This is a genomic window from Nocardia sp. NPDC052112 (assembly GCF_040680135.1).
In the GTDB taxonomy this organism is placed as follows: Bacteria; Actinomycetota; Actinomycetes; order Mycobacteriales; family Mycobacteriaceae; genus Nocardia.
Genome location: NZ_JBFAWD010000038.1, coordinates 12,266 through 35,623, shown reverse-complemented (window position 1 = coordinate 35,623; position 23,358 = coordinate 12,266). Strand labels below are relative to the sequence as shown.

At 65.9% G+C, this 23,358-nt stretch carries 27 protein-coding genes; 12 read left to right on the top strand and 15 right to left on the bottom strand.

What is annotated here, in order from left to right; translation table 11 throughout:
- Window positions 1-87 precede the first annotated feature (87 nt).
- From pgm to crcB, 4 genes are read right to left on the bottom strand one after another with little or no spacing between them, the layout of a single operon-like run.
- Window positions 88-1,728 carry a phosphoglucomutase (alpha-D-glucose-1,6-bisphosphate-dependent) gene (pgm, locus tag AB0L58_RS39850; RefSeq protein WP_364395918.1) on the bottom strand — a complete coding sequence of 547 codons (1,641 nt, stop codon included), beginning with the start codon at window positions 1,726-1,728 and terminating at the stop codon, window positions 88-90.
- 47 nt (window positions 1,729-1,775) lie between these two features.
- Window positions 1,776-2,138: a CrcB family protein gene (locus AB0L58_RS39845; protein WP_364395916.1), complete on the bottom strand. Its 363-nt coding sequence runs from the start codon at window positions 2,136-2,138 to the stop codon at window positions 1,776-1,778.
- Window positions 2,135-2,509 carry a DUF190 domain-containing protein gene (locus AB0L58_RS39840; RefSeq protein WP_364395914.1) on the bottom strand — a complete coding sequence of 125 codons (375 nt, stop codon included), beginning with the start codon at window positions 2,507-2,509 and terminating at the stop codon, window positions 2,135-2,137. Before AB0L58_RS39840 ends, AB0L58_RS39845 begins: the two co-directional genes overlap by 4 nt.
- Before the next feature lie 33 nt (window positions 2,510-2,542).
- Entirely contained in the window at window positions 2,543-3,001 is a 459-nt protein-coding gene (gene crcB / locus AB0L58_RS39835; protein WP_364395912.1) for a fluoride efflux transporter CrcB, read from the bottom strand.
- Window positions 3,002-3,334: 333 nt separating this feature from the next.
- Here crcB and AB0L58_RS39830 point away from each other — a divergent pair, with 333 nt between their 5' ends.
- Entirely contained in the window at window positions 3,335-4,447 is a 1,113-nt protein-coding gene (locus AB0L58_RS39830) for a lipase family protein (RefSeq protein WP_364395982.1), read from the top strand.
- A gap of 238 nt (window positions 4,448-4,685) precedes the next feature.
- On the opposite strand, the gene AB0L58_RS39825 is transcribed toward AB0L58_RS39830, so the two are convergent.
- Window positions 4,686-6,185 carry an MFS transporter gene (locus AB0L58_RS39825; RefSeq protein ID WP_364395910.1) on the bottom strand — a complete coding sequence of 500 codons (1,500 nt, stop codon included), beginning with the start codon at window positions 6,183-6,185 and terminating at the stop codon, window positions 4,686-4,688.
- Between the two features lie 117 nt (window positions 6,186-6,302).
- On the opposite strand from AB0L58_RS39825, the gene AB0L58_RS39820 reads away from it, so the two are divergent.
- Entirely contained in the window at window positions 6,303-6,977 is a 675-nt protein-coding gene (locus AB0L58_RS39820) for a TetR/AcrR family transcriptional regulator (RefSeq protein WP_364395908.1), read from the top strand.
- A gap of 56 nt (window positions 6,978-7,033) precedes the next feature.
- Window positions 7,034-8,329, top strand: coding sequence for a D-arabinono-1,4-lactone oxidase (locus AB0L58_RS39815; RefSeq protein ID WP_364395906.1), 1,296 nt, complete (start codon window positions 7,034-7,036; stop codon window positions 8,327-8,329).
- A gap of 17 nt (window positions 8,330-8,346) precedes the next feature.
- Here the strand turns inward: AB0L58_RS39815 and AB0L58_RS39810 are convergent, their stop codons facing one another.
- Window positions 8,347-9,093 carry a Sir2 family NAD-dependent protein deacetylase gene (locus AB0L58_RS39810; protein WP_364395904.1) on the bottom strand — a complete coding sequence of 249 codons (747 nt, stop codon included), beginning with the start codon at window positions 9,091-9,093 and terminating at the stop codon, window positions 8,347-8,349.
- Window positions 9,094-9,239: 146 nt separating this feature from the next.
- Here AB0L58_RS39810 and AB0L58_RS39805 point away from each other — a divergent pair, with 146 nt between their 5' ends.
- From AB0L58_RS39805 to AB0L58_RS39795, 3 genes are all read left to right on the top strand, one after another.
- Window positions 9,240-10,145 (top strand): oxygenase MpaB family protein, encoded by a 906-nt coding sequence (locus tag AB0L58_RS39805; protein WP_364395902.1) that lies wholly within the window; start codon window positions 9,240-9,242, stop codon window positions 10,143-10,145.
- 337 nt (window positions 10,146-10,482) lie between these two features.
- Entirely contained in the window at window positions 10,483-10,896 is a 414-nt protein-coding gene (locus tag AB0L58_RS39800) for an arsenate reductase ArsC (protein ID WP_364395900.1), read from the top strand.
- A 48-nt stretch (window positions 10,897-10,944) separates the two neighbouring features.
- Entirely contained in the window at window positions 10,945-11,337 is a 393-nt protein-coding gene (locus tag AB0L58_RS39795; RefSeq protein WP_364395898.1) for a VOC family protein, read from the top strand.
- Window positions 11,338-11,344: 7 nt separating this feature from the next.
- Here AB0L58_RS39795 and AB0L58_RS39790 read toward each other — a convergent pair whose 3' ends face one another.
- Both AB0L58_RS39790 and AB0L58_RS39785 read right to left on the bottom strand, forming a co-directional pair.
- Window positions 11,345-12,055, bottom strand: a complete 711-nt coding sequence (locus AB0L58_RS39790) for a helix-turn-helix transcriptional regulator (protein ID WP_364395896.1) — start codon at window positions 12,053-12,055, stop codon at window positions 11,345-11,347.
- Between the two features lie 31 nt (window positions 12,056-12,086).
- Window positions 12,087-12,977 carry an alpha/beta hydrolase gene (locus tag AB0L58_RS39785; protein WP_364395894.1) on the bottom strand — a complete coding sequence of 297 codons (891 nt, stop codon included), beginning with the start codon at window positions 12,975-12,977 and terminating at the stop codon, window positions 12,087-12,089.
- Between the two features lie 90 nt (window positions 12,978-13,067).
- On the opposite strand from AB0L58_RS39785, the gene AB0L58_RS39780 reads away from it, so the two are divergent.
- Window positions 13,068-13,712, top strand: coding sequence for a winged helix-turn-helix transcriptional regulator (locus AB0L58_RS39780; RefSeq protein WP_364395892.1), 645 nt, complete (start codon window positions 13,068-13,070; stop codon window positions 13,710-13,712).
- 58 nt (window positions 13,713-13,770) lie between these two features.
- Here the strand turns inward: AB0L58_RS39780 and AB0L58_RS39775 are convergent, their stop codons facing one another.
- The gene (locus AB0L58_RS39775) at window positions 13,771-14,253 is read right to left on the bottom strand and encodes a hypothetical protein (RefSeq protein WP_364395890.1); all 483 of its coding nucleotides are present in this window, start codon (window positions 14,251-14,253) and stop codon (window positions 13,771-13,773) included.
- Window positions 14,254-14,689: 436 nt separating this feature from the next.
- On the opposite strand from AB0L58_RS39775, the gene AB0L58_RS39770 reads away from it, so the two are divergent.
- Both AB0L58_RS39770 and AB0L58_RS39765 read left to right on the top strand, forming a co-directional pair.
- Complete coding sequence (locus AB0L58_RS39770) at window positions 14,690-15,631, top strand: threonine/serine dehydratase (RefSeq protein ID WP_364395888.1); 942 nt, start codon at window positions 14,690-14,692, stop codon at window positions 15,629-15,631.
- A 66-nt stretch (window positions 15,632-15,697) separates the two neighbouring features.
- A complete protein-coding gene (locus AB0L58_RS39765) occupies window positions 15,698-16,240 on the top strand; it encodes a thioredoxin family protein (RefSeq protein WP_364395886.1) in 543 nt (180 codons plus the stop codon).
- Here AB0L58_RS39765 and AB0L58_RS39760 read toward each other — a convergent pair.
- Together AB0L58_RS39760 and AB0L58_RS39755 are read right to left on the bottom strand one after the other, a co-directional pair.
- Window positions 16,237-16,527, bottom strand: a complete 291-nt coding sequence (locus tag AB0L58_RS39760; protein WP_174415132.1) for a hypothetical protein — start codon at window positions 16,525-16,527, stop codon at window positions 16,237-16,239. The two genes, AB0L58_RS39765 and AB0L58_RS39760, sit on opposite strands and share 4 nt — an antisense overlap.
- A 113-nt stretch (window positions 16,528-16,640) precedes the next feature.
- A complete protein-coding gene (locus AB0L58_RS39755; protein ID WP_364395884.1) occupies window positions 16,641-17,801 on the bottom strand; it encodes an MFS transporter in 1,161 nt (386 codons plus the stop codon).
- A gap of 82 nt (window positions 17,802-17,883) precedes the next feature.
- Here AB0L58_RS39755 and AB0L58_RS39750 point away from each other — a divergent pair, with 82 nt between their 5' ends.
- Together AB0L58_RS39750 and AB0L58_RS39745 are read left to right on the top strand one after the other, a co-directional pair.
- The gene (locus tag AB0L58_RS39750; protein WP_364395882.1) at window positions 17,884-18,333 is read left to right on the top strand and encodes a MarR family transcriptional regulator; all 450 of its coding nucleotides are present in this window, start codon (window positions 17,884-17,886) and stop codon (window positions 18,331-18,333) included.
- 98 nt (window positions 18,334-18,431) lie between these two features.
- On the top strand, window positions 18,432-19,085 hold the full coding sequence (locus AB0L58_RS39745; protein WP_364395880.1) for a TetR/AcrR family transcriptional regulator: 654 nt from the start codon (window positions 18,432-18,434) through the stop codon (window positions 19,083-19,085).
- A 3-nt stretch (window positions 19,086-19,088) separates the two neighbouring features.
- On the opposite strand, the gene AB0L58_RS39740 is transcribed toward AB0L58_RS39745, so the two are convergent.
- From AB0L58_RS39740 to AB0L58_RS39730, 3 genes are all read right to left on the bottom strand, one after another.
- A complete protein-coding gene (locus AB0L58_RS39740) occupies window positions 19,089-19,451 on the bottom strand; it encodes a hypothetical protein (RefSeq protein WP_364395878.1) in 363 nt (120 codons plus the stop codon).
- A gap of 95 nt (window positions 19,452-19,546) precedes the next feature.
- Complete coding sequence (locus AB0L58_RS39735) at window positions 19,547-20,260, bottom strand: helix-turn-helix domain-containing protein (RefSeq protein WP_364395876.1); 714 nt, start codon at window positions 20,258-20,260, stop codon at window positions 19,547-19,549.
- A 98-nt stretch (window positions 20,261-20,358) separates the two neighbouring features.
- The gene (locus tag AB0L58_RS39730; protein ID WP_364395874.1) at window positions 20,359-21,267 is read right to left on the bottom strand and encodes an NADP-dependent oxidoreductase; all 909 of its coding nucleotides are present in this window, start codon (window positions 21,265-21,267) and stop codon (window positions 20,359-20,361) included.
- Window positions 21,268-21,638: 371 nt separating this feature from the next.
- Here AB0L58_RS39730 and AB0L58_RS39725 point away from each other — a divergent pair, with 371 nt between their 5' ends.
- Entirely contained in the window at window positions 21,639-22,442 is an 804-nt protein-coding gene (locus tag AB0L58_RS39725) for a Rieske (2Fe-2S) protein (RefSeq protein WP_364395872.1), read from the top strand.
- Here AB0L58_RS39725 and AB0L58_RS39720 read toward each other — a convergent pair whose 3' ends face one another.
- Complete coding sequence (locus AB0L58_RS39720; RefSeq protein ID WP_364395870.1) at window positions 22,443-23,351, bottom strand: EamA family transporter; 909 nt, start codon at window positions 23,349-23,351, stop codon at window positions 22,443-22,445.
- Between the last annotated feature and the right edge of the window lie 7 nt (window positions 23,352-23,358).

The window sequence follows — 23,358 nt, the reverse complement described above, 5'->3', positions numbered from 1 at the left end:
CCGCCTGGCACCGTCGAACCGAGCGACGCCGCTGAATCCGCCGAACCCAGCGGACCTGCCGACCCCGATAACCCCGCAGTCGATCTATCACTCACGGGACAGCGCCTGCCCCACCACTTCTTCCGCGGCCGCTTGGACCTGGGCCAGGTGTTCGGGGCCCTGGAAGGACTCCGCGTAGATCTTGTATTTGTCTTCGGTACCGGAGGGGCGGGCGGCGAACCAGGCGTTTTCGGTGGTGACTTTCAGGCCGCCGAGAGGGGCGCCGTTGCCGCGGGCTCGGGTGAGGACCGCGGTGATGGGTTCACCGGCGATCTCCTTCGTGGTGATCATGTCCGGTGTCAACTTCCCGAGCAGTGCTTTCTGTTCCGGAGTCGCCGCGGCGTCGATGCGGGCATAGGCCGGACTGCCGTAGCGCTTCTCGAGTTCGACATAGCGCGCGGACGGACTCTGGCCGGTGACCGCGGCGATCTCGGTGGCCAGCAGGGCGAGCAGGATGCCGTCCTTATCGGTGGTCCATACGGTGCCGTCCATCCGCAGGAACGATGCACCCGCACTTTCCTCACCGCCGAAAGCCAGACTGCCGCTGAACAATCCGGGTACGAAGAATTTGAAGCCGACCGGCACCTCGTACACATCGCGCCCGAGCACGCTGACCACCCGGTCGATCATCGACGAACTCACCGCCGTCTTACCGATCTTGGTGAGCGCATCCCAGCCCATCCGATTCGCGACCAGATATTCGATGGCGACCGCGAGGAAGTGGTTCGGATTCATCAGTCCGCCATCGGGTGTGACGATGCCGTGCCGATCCGCGTCGGCATCGTTGCCGGTGGAAATGTCATAGTCGTCCTTGATGGCGATGAGCGAGGCCATCGCATACCGCGAGGACGGATCCATTCGGATCTTGCCGTCGGAATCCAGCGTCATGAACCGCCACGTCGGATCGACGAACGGATTCACGACCTCGAGTTCGAGGTCGTAGCGCTGCCCGATCTCCTCCCAGTAGTCGACGCTGGCACCACCCATCGGATCGGCGCCGAGCCGGATCCCGGCGCCGCGAATGGCGTCCAGGTTCAACACGTTCGGCAGATCCGCGATGTAGTGGTCGAGATAGTCGTAGCGCTCGACACAGTTCTCCAGCGCATGCCGCAGCGTGGTCCGGCGGACCCCGGCCAGGCCGTTGCGCAACAATTCGTTGGCGCGGTTGGCGATGGCATCGGTCGCTTTGGTGTCGGCCGGACCGCCATGCGGCGGGTTGTATTTGAAGCCGCCGTCGCGCGGCGGATTGTGCGACGGCGTGACCACGATGCCATCGGCCTGATGCTTTGCGCCACCGCGGTTGTGCCGCAACACCGCATGACTGAGCGCGGGCGTCGGGGTGTAGCGATCGCGGGCATCGATCATCGCGATCACATCATTGGCGGCGAGCACCTCGAGCGCGGTGGTCCACGCGGGTTCGGACAACGCGTGGGTATCGCGAGCCAGATAGACCGGACCGGTAATCCCCCGCGTGGCACGGTATTCCACGATCGACTGGGTGATGGCCAGGATATGTGCCTCGTTGAACGCGGTGTCCAGACTGGAGCCCCGATGACCCGAGGTGCCGAACGCCACCTGCTGCGCGGGCTCGGCGGGATCCGGGATTCGGCTGTAGTAGGCCGTCACCAAACGCGCGATGTCCTCCAGGTCGGTGGGACGCGCGGACCGCCCAGCTCGATCATGGGCCATGCTCGGGTCTCCCTTCCGTGTCGGCTGCGCCCGGCTCGTCATCAAAATCATGTCCACAACCACTGGGTAGTGGCCGCGGCGACGAACACCGCGGTCAGGCTGGTCACGACGCTGAGCACCACATTCCCCACCGCATAGGCGTATGCACCCTCGGCCGCGAGCCTGATCGTCTCGTAGCCGAAGGTGCTGAATGTGGTCAGCGCACCGCAGAAACCTGTTCCCGCGGCGGCCAACAGCCAGCTGTTCGCGCCGGCGCCGATCAGTCCACCGAGCAACGCCGAACCGACAATATTAACGGTCAATGTGCCCAGCGGCAGCAGAGATTCGAATCGCGCGACCACCGCACGGTCGATGAGATACCGCGCCGGCGCGCCGAGCATGCCGCCGACCAGGACGAGCACCACGATCATCGGGCGACCCCCAGCGTCGGCTGCCAGATCTCGACTTCGGACAAAGCGACATTCACCGCGGCGAGCACCTCGGAATTCTGTTCGATGAAGGCGCGCAACCGCTCCGCCTCGTCGATGATCATCACCAGTACGGGTAGGTGTTCGGCCAGATCGAGGATCCGACTGGTGTGGATACGCGAGGACGCGCCGTAACCCTCCACCCCGCGCCACACGCTGGCACCGGCCAGTCCGGCGTCGCGGGCGCGCCGCACGATCTCGTGGAACAGCGGCCCGTGCCGCCACTTGTCGTCCTCGTCGAGCAGCAGCGTCAGCCGCGCCGCCGGGTGCCACTGTCCTGCCGCCGGACCAGTGCCGGTCGGTGAATCTTTCATCGCCTGACCCCCTTCCGTCGCGCTCTCCACTATTCAACTCATCCGTCGTGCCGTACCAGTAGCCCACCGCGCCAAAACCATGCCGAGAACGACCGCCCCCAGTGCCGCCACCACCGTCCCCCCGAGATAGCCGAGCGCCTCGACCGCGGCACCCGATTCGAGCAGTCTACGAACCTCGACGCTGTAGGTGGAAAAAGTGGTGAAGCCGCCGAGCACGCCGATACCGAGAAAAGGGCGGAGCAGTCTGTGGGCTACCCATACCTCGGTGATCAGAACCATCAGGATTCCGATCGCAAAGCATCCCACGACATTGATCGTGAAGGTCGCCCAGGGCACCTGGTGTGGATGCGCGGGCCACCATACGCCGATGGCGTAGCGCGCCAACGCGCCGAGACCACCGCCCAGGGAGATCACCACCAGCACCGACGGCTCGACGGCAGGGGTACGGGCCCGCTGCCCCATGCGCTGACCTCCTGCCGAGCCGAATGTCATCGGCGCAATGCTAACGGTCGGGTCGGCCGAGCCGAACATCCGGGACGACAGTACGTCCCGTGACCAGCGTCGTTCGTTGACATGGTGGCGCCGAGAACGTACGAATGCCTGGAAGGTTTGGCCGAAGTTCCCACCCACCCCTACGGACACAGGTCGGGAGCGATGATGGCGGCACGAATGGCGGTATCCGAAGCGCCTCGGCAGAGGGCGAAAAGCGGGCGCCAGCAACTGTTCGGCAGATCGGTTCGTGGCAACTGGAGACCTTCGGTCCGGCGACTCGGCGTCGCGGCTTTGGCGGTCGCGCTGGCCGGACTCGGCTACGCACCGCCCGCCATGGCACAGGCGATCTATCCGATTCCGGAGCCGGACAGTTTCTATTGGGCGCCACCGGATGTGGGCAACTTCCAGCCCGGCGATGTGATCCGCAGTCGGCCGGTGGACGCGGCGCGTTTTCCCGGCGCGACGGCATGGCAGTTGCTGTACCGGTCGACCGATTCGGCGGGTAATCCCATCGCGGCCATGACCACCCTGCTGCTGCCCGCGGGTGGCGGACTCAACCGGCCGCTGGTCTCATATCAGCCGTTCGTCAATTCGCTCGGTATGCACTGCGCGCCGTCGCACAGCATCTTCGACGGCGGCCTACCGGAGGCGCCCGCATTCAATCTGCTGCTGGCTCGTGGCTGGGCGGTCACGGTTCCCGACCACCTCGGACCGACCAGCGCCTATGGCGCGGCCCGCCTCGGTGGTCGGCTCACCTTGGACGGGATTCGCGCGGTAAAGCGTTTCGCACCAGCCGATCTCGCGGGTAGCCCGGTCGGTATGGCCGGATACTCGGGCGGCGGTATGGCGACCGGATTCGCGGCGGCAATGGCACCGGAGTATGCGCCGGAGCTGCCGATCGTCGGGGTCGCGCAAGGCGGGGTTCCCGTGAATATCGGCAAGCTGGCCCGCGATGTCGGAGTGCGGCCGAGCCCGCTGTTCGGCCTCGGATTCGCGGCCGCGGTCGGGTTGGAGCGAGAATATCCGGCCCAGCTGTCGATGGAGCGGTTCCTCAATGCCGAGGGTTGGGCACTGCGCGCCCAAGTCGCCAATGCCTGCACCTCCGAAATCATCGTGGCGGGCGCGAACAAGGACCTCGACGATGTCTTCAACGGCTCGATGTTCGACGTCGACGACACCACGATCCGGATCCTGCACGAGAACAGCCTGGAGACCTATCCCGGCGTACCACGCGTTCCGGTCTACGAATGGCACGGCGCCGACGATCAGGTGGACCCGTGGCTGACCCGCGAGGTGATGGGCCGCTACTGCGCGGCGGGCACACCGATGCTGTTCGACCTGATTCCGGGCACCGACCACACCGGGGCGATATTCGCTGGTGCGCCACGGGCATTCACCTATCTGTCCGACCGGTTCGCGGGACTTCCGGCCCCTAGCAACTGCTGAGGGAAAACAGCACTGCGCCCGCGTCGACGATGACGCGGGCGCAGTGCCGTTCGGACAGACCGTGAGTGACCCCCTCATCCGGCCACCACGGAGCGAGATGTTTACGAGCGAGGAGTTCGCGGCCCGTCTCACGTCCGAGTCGTCGAAGCGCATGCGGCGAAGTCGCGAGTCTCGACGGCTCGGACGCGAGACAGTATGGGCCGCGAACACGCCGCGCCCGCGCGGCCGACAACACAGATCAGTGCACGATTACTGGTTCGCCCTCCGACGGAGCCGGAACCGTATTCGGCATCAGCCATGCGGTTATCACCGCACCGGCCACGAAAATCGCGGTGGCCCACCAGAAGCTGGTCGTATAGCTCTCGATCTGGGCCTGTGCCACGGCCAGCGGACCCGGCGTATGCGATGACAGGTAGTCCGTCGCGGCCGAGGCGGCGATGGTGCTCAGCAGGGCCGTACCGATCGAGCCGCCGACCTGCTGGCTGGTGTTGATCATCGCCGAGGCGACACCGGCATCCTCGTGGTGCACACCGGCCGTCGCCCCCTGGAAGGCGGTCGACATCGCGCCACCGAGACCCAGACCCATCAGGACCAGGGCGGGCAGGATATTCGCGACATAGCCGCTGTCCAAGCTGATCTGGGTCAGCCAGGCCATGCCGACCGCGGCGACCAGGAAGCCACCGGCGACCACCAGCTTCGGACCGACCTTGGGCAGCAGCAGCGAGGGCACCGTGGTCGAGGAGGCGACCATACCCGCCACCATCGGCAGGAACGCCAGACCGGTCTTGATCGGCGAGTAGCCCATGCTCAGCTGCATGTAGTAGGTCAGGAACAGGAAGATCGCGAACATTCCGATGCCCATGACGAATACCGTCAGGAACGAACCACCGCGGGTCCGGTCCAGCACGATGCGCAGCGGCAGCAGCGGATTCGCGACCCGGGTCTCGATCCATACGAATACCGCGAGCAGTGCGGCGCCACCGATCAGGAATCCGAGGGTGACCGGGTTGCCCCAACTGGTCGACTCGGCGTGCGAGAAGCCGTAGACGATGCCGAACAGTGCGGCGGTCACCACGATGGTGCCTGGAATGTCGAGCTTGGGCCGCTCGGCGACCACATGCTTGGCCAGCAGCAGCACGGCACCGGTCAGCGCGACGGCGGCGAAGCCGAGATTCACGAACATCACCCAGCGCCAGGAGGCCCATTCGGTGAGCATGCCGCCGAGCAGCAGACCGATGGCGCCACCGGCGCCGGCGACCGCACCGAAGATGCCGAAGGCCTTGGCGCGCTCACTCGGTTCGGTGAAGGTCACCGTGAGCAGTGACAGCGCTGCGGGCGCGAGCAGCGCACCGAAGACACCCTGTCCGACGCGAGCCGCGACCAGCATTTCGAAGCTGGTGGCCGCGCCGCCGACCGCAGAGGCGACGGCGAATCCGATCAGGCCGATGATGAAGGTGTTACGTCGGCCGAACAGGTCACTGAGTCGGCCACCGAGCAGCAACAGGCTGCCGAAGGCCAGGGCGTAACCGGTGACGACCCACTGCCGGTCGCCATCGCTGAAACCGAGGTCTTGCTGCGCTGCGGGCAGCGCGATATTCACGACGGTCGCGTCGAGCACAACCATGAGCTGAGCCACGCCGAGTACGGCGAGCACCCACCAGCGCAGGGCGTGCGAGCCGCGGCGGCCCGAGTCGGCTTTCTCGGGGGCGGGTGCCCCACGGTCCAACGTGGTAGTCATGTGTCCCCTTTGTCTCGAGGCTTGATCCGGAGGAACCATCTCCGCTTACCGAGTTAAGCTATCACAATAACGGAGACAACTCCTCCGCTTAATCCCACTTTTTGTTAGGATGTGTCTGTGAATCCCGCCACTACCGTGCCGCCACCTCGGCGCCTACGCGCCGACGCTGCCCGCAATCAGCAGCGCATCGTCGAGGCAGCCCGCCAACTCTTCGCCGATCACGGCCTGGAGATCACCCTCGACGACGTGGCCGAACGCGCCGGGGTCGGCGTTGGCACCGTCTACCGGCGCTTCGCCAACAAAAAGGAACTGATCGCCGAGGTCTTCGAACAGAACGTCGGCGAATTCGCGGTCGCCGCCGAGGCCGCCGCCGAACATCCCGATCCCTGGCTGGGGTTGGTGCAGTTCTTCGAGTACGCCTGCACCCACCTGGCCACCAATCGCGGCTTCAGCGAGGTCATGCTCGAACTCGAGGAAGACCCGGAGCGCTTCGCCCAGTTGCGCGACCAGATCAAGCCGACCATCGCCGCGGTCATCGATCGTGCGCGCAAGGCCGGCGCACTGCAGCCCGATATCGAGCCCTCGGACTTCTTCGCGCTGATCCATATGGTCGACGCGCTCGCCGAGTTCTCCAAGCCGGTCAATCCGAATACCTGGCAGCGCTATATGGCCATCGCACTCAACGGCGTACGCAGCGATGACACGCCGCGTCGACCGCTTCCGGTACCCCCATTGACGGACGAGGAAGTCGAGCAGGCCAAGTCATTCGTCTGCGCAGGCCGCAGGCGCTAACGCAAAAAGCCGGACATATCTAGCGCTGGTCCGAGCCAGCCCTTACAGTTGGACGCATGACCAATTCGTGGGGGAACTGGACCGGGGATCAGCAGTGCGCACCAGCCGCCATCGCCGCCCCGCGCAATACCGAAGAATTGGCCGAGATCATCGGCCGCGCCGCCACCACCGGGCAGACTGTACGCGTCGCCGGTGCGGGACATTCGTTCACCGATGCCGTACTCACCGACGGCATCCTGCTCGACCTCGCGAAGCTGAACCGCATCCACACCGTCGACCGGGAGACCGGCCGTGTTCGAGTCGAGGCGGGCATCACCCTCAATACCGCGAGCAATGCACTGCATCCGCTCGGCCTTGCCTTCCCCAACCTGGGCGATATCGATGTGCAGACCATCGCGGGCGCGACCGCCACGGCCACCCACGGTACCGGTGCGACGCTGCAGAACCTCTCGGCCGCACTGCAATCCATCGAACTGGTGCTCGCCGACGGCAGTACGGTCGAGTTGAACGAGGCTTCCGATCCGGACGGCTGGCGCGCGGCGCGAGTCAGCATCGGAGCACTCGGCGTGGTCAGCGCGGTCACCCTGCAACTGGTGCCGTCGTTCGTGCTCGAGGGGGTCGAGCGGCCGGTGCCGTTCGAGGAGGTCCTCGCGAATCTGGACTCCTATGTCGACGGCAACCAGCATTTCGAGTTCTACATGTTCGGGCACAGCCCGCTGGCGATGACCAAGCGCAATAACCCCGTCGACCTGCCGGAACAGCCGCGCGGCAAGGCCGCCGACTGGTTCGCCGACATCCTGATGTCCAACTACGCCTTCGATGCGCTGTGCCGACTCGGCAAGCGCCAGCCCCGACTGGTGCCGTGGATCCATCGCGGCGCGGCGTATGCGGGCAGCTACCGCCGCCAGGTCGACCGTTCGTATCGAGTCTTCGCCTCGCCTCGGCTGATTCGCTTCACCGAGATGGAATACGCGATCGCGCGCGAACATTCCGTCGCCGCCATCCGCGAGATCAAGGATCTTGCGGCGCGGTTCGATACGCCGATGCCGATCGAGGTGCGGTGGGTCGCCCCCGATGACGCATTCCTGTCCCCCGCGGGCGGCCGCGACACCTGCTACATCGCCGTACACCAGTACCGCGGCATGGACTTCGAACCGTACTTCCGCGCGTGCGAGGCGGTTTTCGACAAGTACGACGGCCGCCCGCACTGGGGCAAACGTCACTTCCAAACCGCCGAGACGCTGCGGTCGCGCTACCCGGACTGGGATCGCTTCACCGAAGTTCGTCGCCGCTTCGACCCCAAAGGCCGCTTCACCAACGCCTACCTCGAGCGGGTGCTCGGGTCTGTTTGATTCGCCGCGCGGGTTCGTCAGCTGGCCAGTATCTCGCCGACCAGGCGCGGGAGGGCGATGCCGATGGGTTCGCGGATGACCTCGGTGGCGATGCCGTCGTAGGGCGTCGGTTCGGCATTGACGATGACCAGATCCGCGCCGCCGTCGACCGCGATCGCGCACATCGACGCGGCGGGCTCCACCTGCAGCGAGGAGCCGACGGCGAGGAAGATATCGCTGGCCTCGGCGGTCAGCGCGGCCTTGGTCATGGTGCGGCGATCCATCTGCTGGCCGAACATGATGGTCGCGGATTTCAGGATGCCGCCGCAGGCCGGACACGGCGGATCCGCCTCGCCCGCGGCCACCCGCGCCAGGGTGGCGGCCATGCTCGTCTGGTATTCGCAACCGACACAGACGACTTCGAACATATTGCCGTGAATTTCGATCACCCGACCGGGTGAAGACCCGGCACGCTGGTGCAGCCGATCGATGTTCTGGGTGATGATCGTGACGGTGCGCCCGGCCCGCTCCAGATCGGCCAGCGCGGTGTGCGCGGGATTGGGTTCGGCCTGCCAGGCCGGATTGTCACGGCGGGCCAGCCAGGAACGTTTACGCAGCTCCGGATCGGCGAGGTAGGCGTCGTAGGTCGACAACAGCTCGGCGATGGGATCTTTCGTCCACACACCACGGGGACCACGGAAGTCGGGAATACCGGAATCGGTGGAGATGCCCGCACCGGTGAGGACGCCGATCCGCCCGTCACGTTCGCGCCAGTCGGTCGTCATATCGAATCAGCCTAGGGGGCCGCGTCATCGGAGCCCAGCGGGCTGGGCTTTCGGCGCCCGGGGCGATCGGTCGACAAGCCAAGTTTATGAGAGATTGTTACACTAAGTCTCTCAAGTTCTTGGATGGTTGATCAAAGGAGATCGCAATGACCGCCGCCGCACTCGATGCCGATTCCGGGACCGCACCGCAGCGCCGCCCGTTCGCACCGGGGACGCGAATGTGGGACGAGACCGGCTTGATCACCTTCTCCCTCACCGCCGGATCGGCATTTCTGCTCCAGACCATGGAACCGACCATCGCCGCCGTGGTCGATGAACATTCGACCTTCCGCACCGATCCGCTCGGCCGCGCCGTGCGCAGCATCGGTTCGGTGATGATGTGGATCTACGGCGGCGACGAGGCGATCGCCGAAGCGGATCGCCTGCGCACGATGCACGCCTCGCTCAACACCACCACCCCCGATGGCGTCCGGCACAAGGCGCTGGCGTCCGGCCCCTGGGCCTGGGTGCTGCATACCGGCACCTTCGCCTTCACCGAGAACGCCGAATACTTCGCCCGCCGCCCGCTGACCCCGGCCGAGAAGGAGGCGTACTACCAGGAAACAGTGCAGCTCCTGCGTAATTTCCTGGTGGCACCCAAGGAGATTCCGGCGAACTACACCGAATTCGAGAAATTCTTCACCGATATGGTGGAGAACCACCTGCAGGAGACCGGTACCGCGCACGACTACCTGCGGGTGATCCAGTCGATCGCGCCGCCCAGGCAATTGCCGCGCGCACTGCGACCGGCCTGGCGACGCTTGTTCGCGCCGGTGGGACGGCTGCAGTACTTCGTCACCGTCGGCACCACCCCGGCGGCCGCGCGGCGCAAACTAGGCCTGACGTGGTCGGAGTCCGACGAACGCAAACTGAAGGCGTTGGGCTGGTTCATCGCCCGCGCGGTGCCGCTGCTGCCGGAGCGAGTGCGCTATTTCCCGATCGCTTACGAGGCACGGCGACTCGAGCGCGATCGGGCGCGGCTGCGCAAGGTGATCAATCTGCGTCCCATGTGACACCTCCCGACACTGCGCGCGTCCACGGCCCGCGGTTGCCGCTCCGGCACCGCGGGCCGCGCCATATCCAGGCAAGATGCCAATTTCCTGACCGACCGGTTTCTTCTTGGTCGATATCCCGCGTGCAGCAACAACTCTCGCGCGAGCCGCCTCGAGATGCCTTGGCGGGCAAAGACGCCCCCCTCGTCGCGAAACATACTCCACCCGCCCTGGTATACGTATCACGCACCCTCCGACGCAGACCGGTGCAGCCGTTGCCCGACAATCCCGACATTGCGCCCAGACTTCTCGACCACGGCACCGCTCCGATTCACCAGCCCGAAAGGTATTCCCGCACATGGCTCACAAGCCCAGCGTGCTGTTCGTCTGTGTCCACAATGCGGGCCGCTCGCAAATGGCCGCCGGATTCCTCGATGCGCTCGCCGGTGACCGCATCGATGTGCACTCCGCCGGGAGCGCGCCCGCCGGCACCATCAATCCGGCGGCCGTCGCGGTCATGGCCGAACTCGATATCGATATTTCGGCCCAGGCACCGAAGCTGCTGACCGTGGATGCGGTTGCCATGTCCGATGTCGTCGTCACCATGGGCTGCGGTGACGCGTGTCCGTTCTTCCCTGGCATCAGCTACCGCGATTGGATGCTGCCCGATGCGACCGGCGAGGACATCGCGATCGTGCGCTCGATCCGCGACCGGATCCGCATCCTGGTGGAGAACCTGATCGCGGAACTGATCCCGGCCACCGCCTGCTGAGTCCGATTTGTTCAAGACGCCTGCCGAAGTGCGGCATACGCTGCGGATATGACTCCACAACTCAATGTCATCGGCATTGTCGTCAGCGATATGGCCGCCTCGCTCGCCTTCTATCGACGCCTGGGTCTCGAGTTCCCCGATGCGGGCGGTGACGGGCATCTCGAGGCCGCACTGCCCGGCGGTATGCGCCTGACCCTGGATACCGAGGCCGTGATCGAGTCGTTCCACCCCGGCTGGCAGCCGCCGACGACCGCGGGCCGACTCGGGCTGGCATTCCAGTGCGCGAACCCCGCCGAGGTCGACGCGGTCTACCGCGAACTCACCGACGCCGGATACCACGGCGAACTGAAACCATGGGACGCCTTCTGGGGCCAGCGCTACGCGACGATCCTGGACCCGGACGGCAATAGCGTCGATCTGTACGCCCCACTGTCCGATTGAGCCGTCACTACGAGCGCGTGAGCAACTCGCGCAACGGCATTCCGGCCAGTTCGCGCACATCGCGCGCGAGGTGGGCCTGATCGGCGAATCCGGTGCGAAATGCGGTGTCCGCGAGCGGTACTCCGCTGCGGGCCACCGCCAGCGCCCGCTGCAGCCGCAGGATCCGTGCCAATGTCTTGGGTCCGTAGCCGAAGGCCGCGAGCGAGCGTCGGTGCAATACCCGCGCACCGAACCCCGCGGCCTCGGCCGTCGCCGCGACCGACCATCCGGCTTCCAGCGCATCGACGATCCGGCGCAATACCGGATCGGGAGGTTCGCTGTCATCGGCCCGCCGCATTGCGATCGCCTCCAGTGCGGCGGGCTGATCCGCTGCCGCCCCAACCTGTTCCGCGAGCCGCCGAGTGGTCGCGGCGGGCCACAGATCCGCCAACTCGACCCGTTTGTCGCGCAACTCGTGCGCGGGCACTCCGAGCAGTGCCGGCGCGCTCCCCGGCGCGAATCGAATTCCGACCCATCGAGTCCCCGCTGCACCATCGGCCGTATACGCCCGAGTGTCCGGCCCGGCAACCAGCAACCTGCCATTACTCCACAGCAGGTCCATACAGCCATCTGGCAACACCGGTAACGCCGCGGCACCGGTGGCACTGGTATTCGTCCACACCACGGCCCCCGGGAGCCGCGATGGCCGCTCCCGATATCCCGGCACTACCTCTGCCACGAATCCGAGGCTACCCGCGTCGCCTCTCGGCTCAGCCGAAGAAGGTCAGCAGCCGGTCGGCCAGCCACTGCGGTTGCTCCTCCGGCATGAAGTGGCCGCAGTCCGGGATCCGTTCCAGGCGCATATCGTCGGCGTAATCGCGATAGCTGTCCGGTACGCCGTCGGAGAGCGGATCGCAGGCACCGTTGAGGTGCAGGGTCGGCACCCGCAGCCGGATCATGCGGTAATGCCGCGCGAAATGCGGAACCTCGTGCAACAGCACGTTGCGATTGAAGTCGATGGTCGCCAGGTGCGCGCTCGGTGTGCGCATCCGGGAAAGATAGGTCGCGGTCTCCGCGGCGCTGAATCGCCCCCGGTGCCGCCATGCGCGCAGACTCCGCCGCACCAGCGCCGCTTGCAGTGCCGATGAACGTCCGAGCGCGGCAAGCGCATAGACATGCCACGGCCTGGTGAATACCGCGGGCCGCACGCCATCGATGGTCCATGGATGCACACCGGCCAGCGCGACGAACCGGTCGAACCGCTCCGGCCAGTTCAGGCAGGCGCGGTATCCGATCACCAGACCCCAATCGCGCCCGACCACCCGAGCCCGGTCCACACCCAACCGATCCAGCAATTCCACGAGATCGCGCGCCAGTCGCTCGAAGGAGTAGCCGCCACCGGATCCTTCGGACCACCCCAGGCCGCGGATATCCGGACAGATCACCCGATACCGCTGCGCGAGCGGTGCGATCACCTGCCGCCACTCCCACCAGTGCTGTGGCCAGCCGTGCAGCAGGATCAGCGGTTCACCCGCACCCGCCTCGGCGTAGTGGATGCGCAGGCCATCGATCCGCACGAAGTGATGGCGCACTTCGGTCGGGATATCGGCGGAAAGTGCGGTGAGTTCGGCGATTTGCGAATTCGTCAGCGATGTCGTCACGGGTCTCTCCTGAGTTCGACCAACCCCCGATTCGACGCTAACATAAGATTTAGAAGTACGTACACCATGTTTTCGAACAAGAGGATGGCGATGGCGCGGCGCACCTACAACCAGTACTGCGGACTGTCCCGCAGCCTCGATCTCGTCGGCGAACGCTGGACGCTGCTGATCGTGCGCGAACTCATGGCGGGCCCGAAGCGCTACACCGACCTGGCCGACGCGCTCGACGGCATCGGCACCAGCCTGCTCGCCGCGCGCATCAAACAGCTCGACGACGACGGCCTGATCAGCCGGACCACACTGCCACCACCGGCCGCGTCGCAGGTGTACGAACTCACCCCGGCCGGTCGGGAACTCGCGGCAGCGCTTGTCCCCCTTGCCATGTGGGGCATGCGCCACCACTTCGACGAACCACGACGGCCCGAGGAGAGCTACCGCGCCGAATGGACGCTCGTCTTCCTCGCGGCGCTGATCGACCCGCCCGCGGATATGCGGGCGACAATCCAGTTCCACATCGACGGTTCCGGCGCGGCCATCGTCATCGGCGACGGGCGGGCCATCGTGACGCCCGGCGAACTCGGCGATGCCGATGCCACAGTCACCACCGATCTGCGCACGCTGGGTCGCCTCGGCACGCGCCAACTCGATCCGACGGATGTGATCGACCGAGTGCACGTCGCGGGCGATACCGAACTCGCGCTGCGCCTACTGGGGTTGGTGATCAATCGCCGATGAATTTCCGGCGGCCGCGCACCACCGCACCTTCCGCGCGGTGGATTGTCCGCGCACGGGTTCAGTGCGGGATGATGCCGCGCGGGATGACCCAGATCGTGCGGTCGTCGCCCGCGGCGATCTTCGACTCCGGATCCTTACATCCCACCGTGACCTCGGCGCCCGGGGGCGAGGAAAAGGTCCACAGCGTCATCCACTCTTTTCCGCCGATTGTTTCCTGCTTTTTCGTATCGGTGGAACGGAGGTCCTCGTTGCGGCCGGTGCTGTCGGTTACCGCGCAGCGTAGGCTCGCGCTCGCCGGGCCCCAGTCGACGGGCACCTTGATATCCATTACGACATCTGCGGGAATCGGTACTTTTTTGGTGTCGCCCAACGGAATTCGCACGCCGCTACCCGGCTCCTCGTTTTCGGCAGGTGTCGCACCCACCGAACTCGTTTCCGATGGTGTGGACGAACTCGACGCGGCCGGCATCGACTTGTCATCGGAGCATCCCGCCACGGCAACGGCAAGTGACGCCGTCACCGTCATCCAGATCAGTTTCACCGGTCAACCTCTCTTCGACAGAGCATGACTACAACTTCCAGATGGACGCAGACTACATGGCGTACAAATCGGCAATTTGTTCGCAAATAAGAGGACTCGGCGGATACCGAAATCTCCGATAGCCGGCCGGACCCGCTCCGGTGCGCCCGCTGCGATGCCACCGATCCGGCAGGCATGCGAAATTCTTTGCCGCACTTGGTGCGGTCGCCCGGTAGCCCGATAGTCGGCATCGCATCTCCGCGGACATTACCGCCGAATTATTTATCGCGGTTGCGAGCCAAGATGATTCGATGCCACCACGGCTGCACCATGCGCAACACCCCGGTTTTCGATCGGGCGGCCTACGACCGCGATCTCGCCGACCTCCGGCACCGGGCGTCCCAGCGCCGGACGCGCGGGGCAAGATGATCTGTGGGGACCGAGGACAGGAGTGCGAATGGAGTTGAGCTACGGCGATGTGAAGGCCGCCGCCGATCGGATCGCCGGACATGTGCGGCCGGTCGCCATCGCCCACGGCGACCCGGTGGCGACAACCGGCGAGCTGTGGCTCGCACTGGAATTCATGCAGCACACCGGCTCGTTCAAGGCCCGCGGTGCCCGAAACTTCATCCAGGCGCACCAGGACGACGGGACCCTGCCGGATATGGGCGTGACCATCGCATCCGGCGGCAACGCCGGACTCGCGTGTGCGTGGGCAGCCCGCGAACAAGACGTGCGGGCCACGGTCTTCCTGCCGACCACCGCGCCGATGGTGAAGGTCGAGCGGCTGCGCGGCTACGGCGCGGAGGTGCGCCTGATCGGCACGGAATACGCCGACGCACTCGCCGCCTGTCGCGAATTCGCCGATACCAGTGGCGCTTTGCCCTCGCACGCCTACGACAATCCCTACATCGCGGCCGGTGCGGGCACCCTGATGGTGGAGATCCACCAGTTGCTCCCCCGGCTGGACACCGTCGTCGTCGCGGTCGGCGGCGGCGGCCTGTTCGCCGGGGTCGCCACGGCCGCGGACCACTACGGCGTGCGGACGATCGCGGTGGAACCGGAGCGTTGCCGGGCACTGCACGATGCGATCCAGGCCGGACGGATCGTCGACGCGCCGGTCGATTCGGTCGCCGCCGATTCCCTCGGCGCCCGCCGCGCCACCGAACTGGCACTGCATGCGGCCCAGCGCTATGACGTGACCTCGGTACTCGTCCCCGACGCCGATATCGTCGCGGCCCGGCTGGCGCTGTGGCAGGACCGTCGCCTGGCCGTGGAACACGCCGCCGCGACAGCTGTCGCGGCGCTGAGCACCGGCGTCTACCGTCCCGAACCCGGTGAACGGGTCTGCGTCGTACTGTGCGGGGCCAATACCGATCCGTCGGATCTGGCGCCGTGAATCGGGCCGGGCGCACTAGGCTCGATACCGACTCGGGCTCGCTATCGACTCAGATGGAGGCACCTCATGTCGGTCCGATCCCTGATGGTCCCGATCGGAACACCCGCTCCGGATTTCGCCCTGCCCGACCTCGACGGTCACCGCCACGCCCGCGCCGACTACACGGACGGGCCGGGGCTACTGGTGATCTTCGTCTGTAACCACTGCCCATACGTACGTCACCTCGAGTCGAAACTCGGCGAGGTGCTCGGCACACTGGTGATCCCGACGTTGGCGATCTGCACCAACGACGCCGACGCCTACCCGGATGACGGGCCGCAACATCTGCGGGCCCAAGCCGATCGCGCCGGTTGGCGGTTTCCCTACCTGATCGACGAAACACAGCAGGTGGGTCGAGACTTCCGGGCCGCGTGCACGCCGGACTTCTTCCTCTACGACGCACAGTTGGAGCTTGCCTACCGCGGCGCATTCGACGAATCGACGCCCGGTAACGGTAAACCGGTGACCGGCAACGAATTACGCGCCGCGGTCGAGGCGGTACTCGCCGGAACACCCGTGCCCGAGCCGCATCGGCCGAGCATGGGCTGCTCCATCAAATGGCGTTCCTAGGTGCCGATCACGGCATTCATGATGGTGCCCGCGCTGGTGGCGACGACGCCGCCGATCATGGCTCCCGCCACCATCTTCGGCGACTGCAGGCCGCCACCGGACCACTTCTCCCAGGCGAACCGACCGCCCGCGTAGGTGATGGCGGTAATACCCGCCAGCAGGATGAACCAGGTGAAATAGCGCACCATCTGCAGGATCTTGTCCGCGAGGGGCGGCGCCTCAGGTGTCGGGTTGCCGAGTTGGGCCAGGACTGCTCCATACGTGTCATGTGCCGCGGCGAGAATCATGCTCACAGTCGTACCCCTCTTCTGATATCTGCGACGCTGGTAAGCGCCTAGCCAGATGATAGCGGCTCAGCTCGAGACAGATTGTGCAGCAATCGGATTCAACGACATACCGGTCAGCTGGATTCCAACGCGGGCCGGCGATCACGCCGCAGCATGTGCAGCGCCAGCGCCGAGCCCGATACCGTGAGCACGGCGGCTATCGAATAGATCGAACGCAGTCCCGGTCCGTCATCGATGGCCCAGCCGCCGATGCGGCCGGCGAATGCGGCGGCGAGTTGGTATCCGGAGGCATTGACCGCGATGGCCAGTGTGGGTGCCGCGCCCGCCGCGGTCACCACCCGGATCTGCATACCGGGAACGATCGCGAAGGCCAGCACACCGAGCACGAAAATCAGTGCGACCGTAATCAATTGAATCTCCGCGAACACCCACAGCAGCGCCGACGTACCAGCCAGGGCGGCGAGCAGACCCGCCAGCGATGGCATCAGCGCCCTGTCGGCCAGCCGTCCACCGAGATAGTTGCCGAGCACCGCGCCCGCGCCGTACACCAGCAGCAGCGCGGGGACCACACGCGACGCGAAACCGCTCACCTCGGTGAGCAACGGGGTGAAGTACGTAAACACCGTCACCACACCGACATTGCCGAGCGTGGTGAGCCCGATCGCCAATTGCACTCGGCGATCGGCGAATACGCGCAGCTCCCCGCGCACCGATCGGCTCGACGGCGCGGGCATCGTCGGCAGGAAACGCAGCACCAGCAGCAGCGCGACGGCCACGCACACCACGACCGACACGAATGTCGCACGCCAGCCGAAGGATTGGCCGATGGCCGCACCGATCGGGGTGCCGCCGATTATGCCCAGATTCAGGCCGAGCGCCACCTGCGCCACCGCAGCCGCCTCCCGGCCGGGTTCGGCCATCGCGACAACGGTCGCGATGGCGACGGCGAAAAGCGTTGCCACCACGAGTCCCGCGGCGAATCTGGCCAGCAGCACCATCGAATAGTTCGGCGCGAGAGCCGAACCCAGATTCGCGACGACCGCGACCGCGACCAAGCCGACCACGAGCGGTTTGCGCGGCAGCCGTGCCGTCGCCACGGTCACCACCGGCCCGCCGACGATCATGCCCAGCGCATACGCGCTCACCAGCAGACCCGCCGCGGGCACCGACACCGCGAGACCGTCCGCCACCTCGGGCAGGATACCGGCGATCACGAATTCCCCCGTGGTCAGGCTGAACACCACCAGCATGAGCGCAAAGACAGCAAGACGCATACATCCACTCCCGGATAGTTCTAATTCAAATGATTTGAATTAGAACTATCATAGTTCGAAGCATGACACTAGACTCGACGATATGAAGGATCAGCCGGACTCGTCACCGAATCTCCCCGTGGATTCCGAGATCGATCGCGATGTCTGCAAGCTGGTGCATCAGTTCACGCATCGTCTCGACGTGCATGTTCGACGGGTCGCCGAGACATTGGACATGACGCCGTCACAGGTCATCGCCCTGCGCGAACTGTCGGATCCGATTACCGCGCGCGAATTGGCCACCAGGATGTCGTGCGAGCCGTCGAATGCGACCTTCGTACTGGATCGCCTCGAACGGCAGGATCTGGTTCGACGGCAACCACATCCACACGACCGGCGTGCCAAGCAGATCGTACTGACGGCGGCCGGGGAGCGGCGCCGCACCGAGGCGCTCGACCTGCTCGGCGCCCAGTCGCCACTCACCTCGCTCACCGGCGCCCAGCAGCAGACCCTGCGCGATCTGCTCCATGCGATGGTGGCGGAAATTGTCTAACCATACGGTCGGACGTATTCTTTTGTCATGACTACGGCGATACTCCCGGCCACGGTCGTCGCAGCACTTGCGCACCAACCGAGTAAGCGGGTGCCCGAATGAGCGAAGTTTCGCGCAGCGATTCGACGAGGGGTGGCGGCCGAGTGGCGGGCGGGCCCGAGGACAAGCGCCTGCTACGCGGTGCGCGCAGTCGCCAGCTCGTGCTGCGCCAGGCGGTCGACACCGCCTCCCTCGATGGTCTCGAGGGTTTGAGCTTCGGCAGATTGGCGACCGATACCGGGCTCAGCAAGGCGGGCGTGCAGACCCTGTTCAAGACCAAGGAGGCACTGCAACTCGCGGCGCTCGATTTCGCCCGCGATATGTTCATCGATGCCGTTATCCAGCCGGCCCGCAAGCAACCCCATGGCGTGCAACGACTTCGCGCCCTGATCGAACTCTGGATCGTCTACGCGCAGACACCGTTGTTCGCGGGCGGCTGCTACCGGGTCGCGAATATGGCGGAGTTCGACAGCCGTCCCGGTCCCGTGCGCGATGCGCTGGTCCGTGATCAGCAGGATTGGATGGCAACCATCGCGCGTGAACTCCGCCATGCCGTCGATGCGGGCGAAATCGCCGATTTGGATATCGATCTCGCAGCCTTCCAGATCGACGCCGTCCTCTGCGCCGCCAATACCGCACTGCGCCTCGGCGATGCCGATGCGGTGCCCAAGGTCCGCCGAGTCGTCGAAAGCTTCCTCATTCCGACGACGTAGCGATCAGGGGCAATCGGCGGTCTGTTGCAGCTCGATCCTGATCCGGTCGTCACTGAGGATGAGCATGCCATTGCTGGTGGTCCACGCGGGCGCGAGGAGCAGGAATTCTTTGAGCCAGCTGTCCTGGTGGGCGAATTCCGGCGGGTAGGACAGCACGGTGGAGAACGGGGACCGGGTTTTCAGGACGCCGCTGTCGGGATCCACTTCGAACATCACGGTATTGGCGCCTGCATGGGCGGACAGGCGGCGGGTTTCGTCGACGAACCACAGCGTGATCCGGGTGCCGCGGACCAGGAATCGTGGCAGGCCATTCTCGGTGACGGATGAGGAGACGTAGCGGTTGCCCCAGAGATCGGAGTCTTGCATCGGCGGATCGGCCCTTACTTACAGCGTTCGACAGCCCATCCATCCTGGTTCCCGCGCCGAGCGTGCAGAACGGCACGGTCCACTGAACGAACCGATCAGCGAAGATTCTTCTCGATTTCGCGGGCGGCATGTGCGACCAGACCGGGCAGATTCGGCGGAAACTGTTGTGACAGTGAGATACAGCCGATAGCGGCAGCATCGCACATTTCCGGTTGACGGATTGCCGCTGCGGCACAGCAAATCCCGGCGATCAGTTTGTGATGATCGACCGAAACCAGTCCGGCATCGACGATTCCGGAGCACACACGCTGCCATTCGGCGGCCGAATAGGTCGGTGGCGCAACGGTGTTGTCGGCCCGCCCCGCGAAGAGCACCTGCGCCAGCGCGGTGCGATAGATCAGCTCCGGATCCGCTGTGGTACCGAGGAAGAACTCGGCACCCTTGAGCCCGGAGACCAACCGCACCTCGCCCGCATCCAGAATGCACACCGCAACAGTCGAATTCGTCAATGCGGCCAGAACCCGCGCGGGCCGTTGCGCGGCCCGGCGCAGGGTCGGCGCGGCCTGCCAATGGCGGCCCAGCTCCGCCATTCGCTCGCCGACGAAATACCGCTGCTCCACCCGCTGCACGGCACCGAGCGTCACCAACTGCTCGGCCAACCGATATGCGGTGGCCTTGGCCAATCCGGTGGTGCGGGCCAGTTGCGAGAGCCCACAGCCCTCCGGTGCCGCCGAAATGGCCTCCAGGATCTGGAAACCCGCATCGAGCACACCGCGACCCGTTCCGTCAGCCGATGGGCTACCCGCCATCGCGCCCGTCCTCCTCCTTGCCGCGGCTCGCATCGGCACACGGCAAGAAGAGATGGTACGCCGGTTGTCGTTCGCAACAAGGCGTTCCCCGGACGAGGTCAGCTCACGTCGAGTACGACCTTGCCTGGGCCACGCCCCTTTTCGCTCTCCTCCTGGGCGGCCGCCGCCCGCTCCAGCAGGAAGGTCCGCGGCTGACCAGGCAGCCGGAAAACACCGCTGGCAACATGTTCGGCGACCTGCCCGAGGAGTTCGGTCGGACGCTGCGCGCCGCTGCCGGCGAGGAAGGTGATGCCGAGTTCGCGGGCCGCCGGATCGACGATCGTCACGATCCGGTCGGTGCCGCCGCGCAGTTCGATAGCGGCGGGCAGCACACCATGCCCGGCCGCATCGAAGACCGCGTCGATGCCATTCGGCGCGAGTTCGCGCACACGCTCGACCAGACCGGGGCCGTAAGTGGCCGGGGTGGCTCCGAGTTCGCGCACCACATCCTGATTGGCCGCGGATGCGGTGCCGATCACGGTGGCTCCCTCGGCCGCGGCCAGTTGCACCGCCATCGACCCCACCGCACCCGACGCGCCGTTGATCAGCAGTGTTTCGCCCGGTTGTATTTTCAGTGCCGCCAATGACTTCGCCGCTGTCGACACCGCGACCGGGAGCGATGCGGCATCGGCCCAGGATAATTCCGCGGGCTTGTGCGCAACGGCATTGCTGAGAGTGTATTCGGCATACGCCGCGACCGCCCAGCCCAGCACCTCGTCGCCGACCGCGACGTCGGCGACATCGGGACCGACCGCATCGACCACACCCGCGATCTCACCGCCCGGATACTGCGGAAACACCCGGTCGCCGAAAGATAGTGCTCCGGAACGGATCTTCCAATCTGCCGGATTCACCGCGGTGGCTCGCACCGCGACGCGGACCTGACCGACACCAGGTTCCGGGATCGGGATGTCGACGATCTGCAGTACGTCCGGACCGCCGAATTCGTAGAACGCAATCGCCCGCATCGCACCAGCCTACGGGTCGCGCCGCGCGCCTACCGGTACCGCGGCTCGAATTTTCTCAGGAGAGTCTCATCGAACTCCTACCTCTGGTCTCAGAACCGTTCCGTTCAATGACCGGTGGCTGCCCCGCCCGGTCCCGGTCTCACCCGGGCGGTAGGCAGCGCCAACCTCCGCAGGAATCCGAACGACCTCGAACCGAATCGGCGGCTATCTCGTAACACCTACAACTACGAGTCGACAACGCCGAGGTCACGATGAGCGTCGAACACTGCAACCGTCGAACAATCGTCATCGGAGCCGGGGCCGCGGCATTTGTCGCGGCCTGCTCGACGAGCGAACGCCCGTCTGCGCCGGCCACTTCCACTTCCGGCACGGTGACCACGACATCGAGTTCGGTTGCCGCCGCGCCGACCATCGAAGCGCCGCCGCCCCCGAACGAGGTGGCCGCCGGGCCGGAACCCACACCCGGCACCGCACTCCTCCGCACGGCCGATGTGCCGATCGGCTCCGGCGTGCTACTCGGCGATACCGTCGTCACCCAGCCGAGTCCGGGTAATTATCAAGCCTTTTCGGTGATCTGCACGCATCAGGGCTGTGCCCTCAATGAAATCGCGGGTGGCACCATCAATTGCCCTTGTCACGGTAGCAAATTCAATCTCGACGGCTCCGTCGCCACCGGTCCGGCCACCCAACCGCTCGCTGCCCGCACCATCTCGGTGCAGGGAGAATGGATTGTCGCCGGCGCGTTCGCATCGCTACCCGCCGCTCAACAGCCGGTCCAGGAGCCACCCGCACCGGCACCGCACATCGAGCAGGGCGCACCGGAAAACGCCATCGCCCGCGCCTCCGACGTAGCGGTCGGCTCCGGCCTCATCCTCGGCGATACCGTGGTGACCCAGCCGAGCCCGGGTAATTACCAAGGCTTCTCGGTAATCTGCACGCATCAGGGCTGTGCCCTCAATGAAATCGCGGGTGGCACCATCAATTGCCCTTGTCACGGCAGCAAATTCAATCTCGACGGCTCCGTGGCCACCGGTCCGGCGAACGAACCGCTCGCGCGCCGCGAGGTATCGGTACAGGGCGACTGGATCGTCGCGGGCGAACCGGTGACTCCACCGGTGATCAAGCCGTGGTGGTGCGAAATCCCGATCTTCGCCCCCGGTAGTGCGGGCTGCTGACTATTTCCGCCGTGCTGTTCGGGTCGCTCCGATGGAGGCCGCCACCACGCAGATGACGCCCGCCCACTGCGCCGCATGCATGACCTGGCCGAGAACGACCAGTCCGGCGAGTGCGGCGGCCGCCGGTTCCAGGCTCATCAGCACGCCGAAGACGCGCGGGGGAATGCGCCGCAGCGCTTCGAGTTCCACGGAATACGGCAGTACCGACGACAGCATCGCGACCGCGAAACCGGCGACGAGGACCGACGGCTGGAACAACGTGGCGCCCGCTTCGGCAATGCCGACCGGGACCATGAGCACACCACCGAAGGCCATCGCAATGGCCAATCCCCCGCCACCGCTGGTCCGGTCACCGAGTGCGGCGCTGAGCAGAATGTAGCTTGCCCACAGGGCTCCCGCGGCCAAGGCGAACAGCACCCCTGACCAGCCGACCTCGCCGCCCGCCTTGGTCAGCAGCACTACGCCGCCGCCGGCGAGCACGGCCCACACCGGATCGGTCCAGCGCCGCGAACCTGCCAGCGCGACGGCGAGCGGGCCCAAGAATTCGAGGGTGACCGCCATACCCAGCGGAATCCGGTCGATGGCCTGATAGAAGCACAGATTCATGGAGGCGAGCACGGTGCCGTAGCAGAGCACGACCGGGAGTGCGCGCCGCTCGATCCGCAGCGCGGACCGCCATACGACCAACAGCACCACCCCGGCGAAGAACAGTCGCAGGGTGACCGCGCCCGCGGCACCGGTGGCGGTGAACAGCTGTTTGGCCAGCGCCGCGCCGACCTGCACGCTGACGATTCCGATCAGCACCAATGCCGTGGGTGGCACCCCGCCGAGCCCGCGCGCGTGTACTGCGCGCAGGGTCGTCAGCGGCCACGCCGACTTCGGATTCCGTTCGATATCGATCGCGACCACGCGGTAC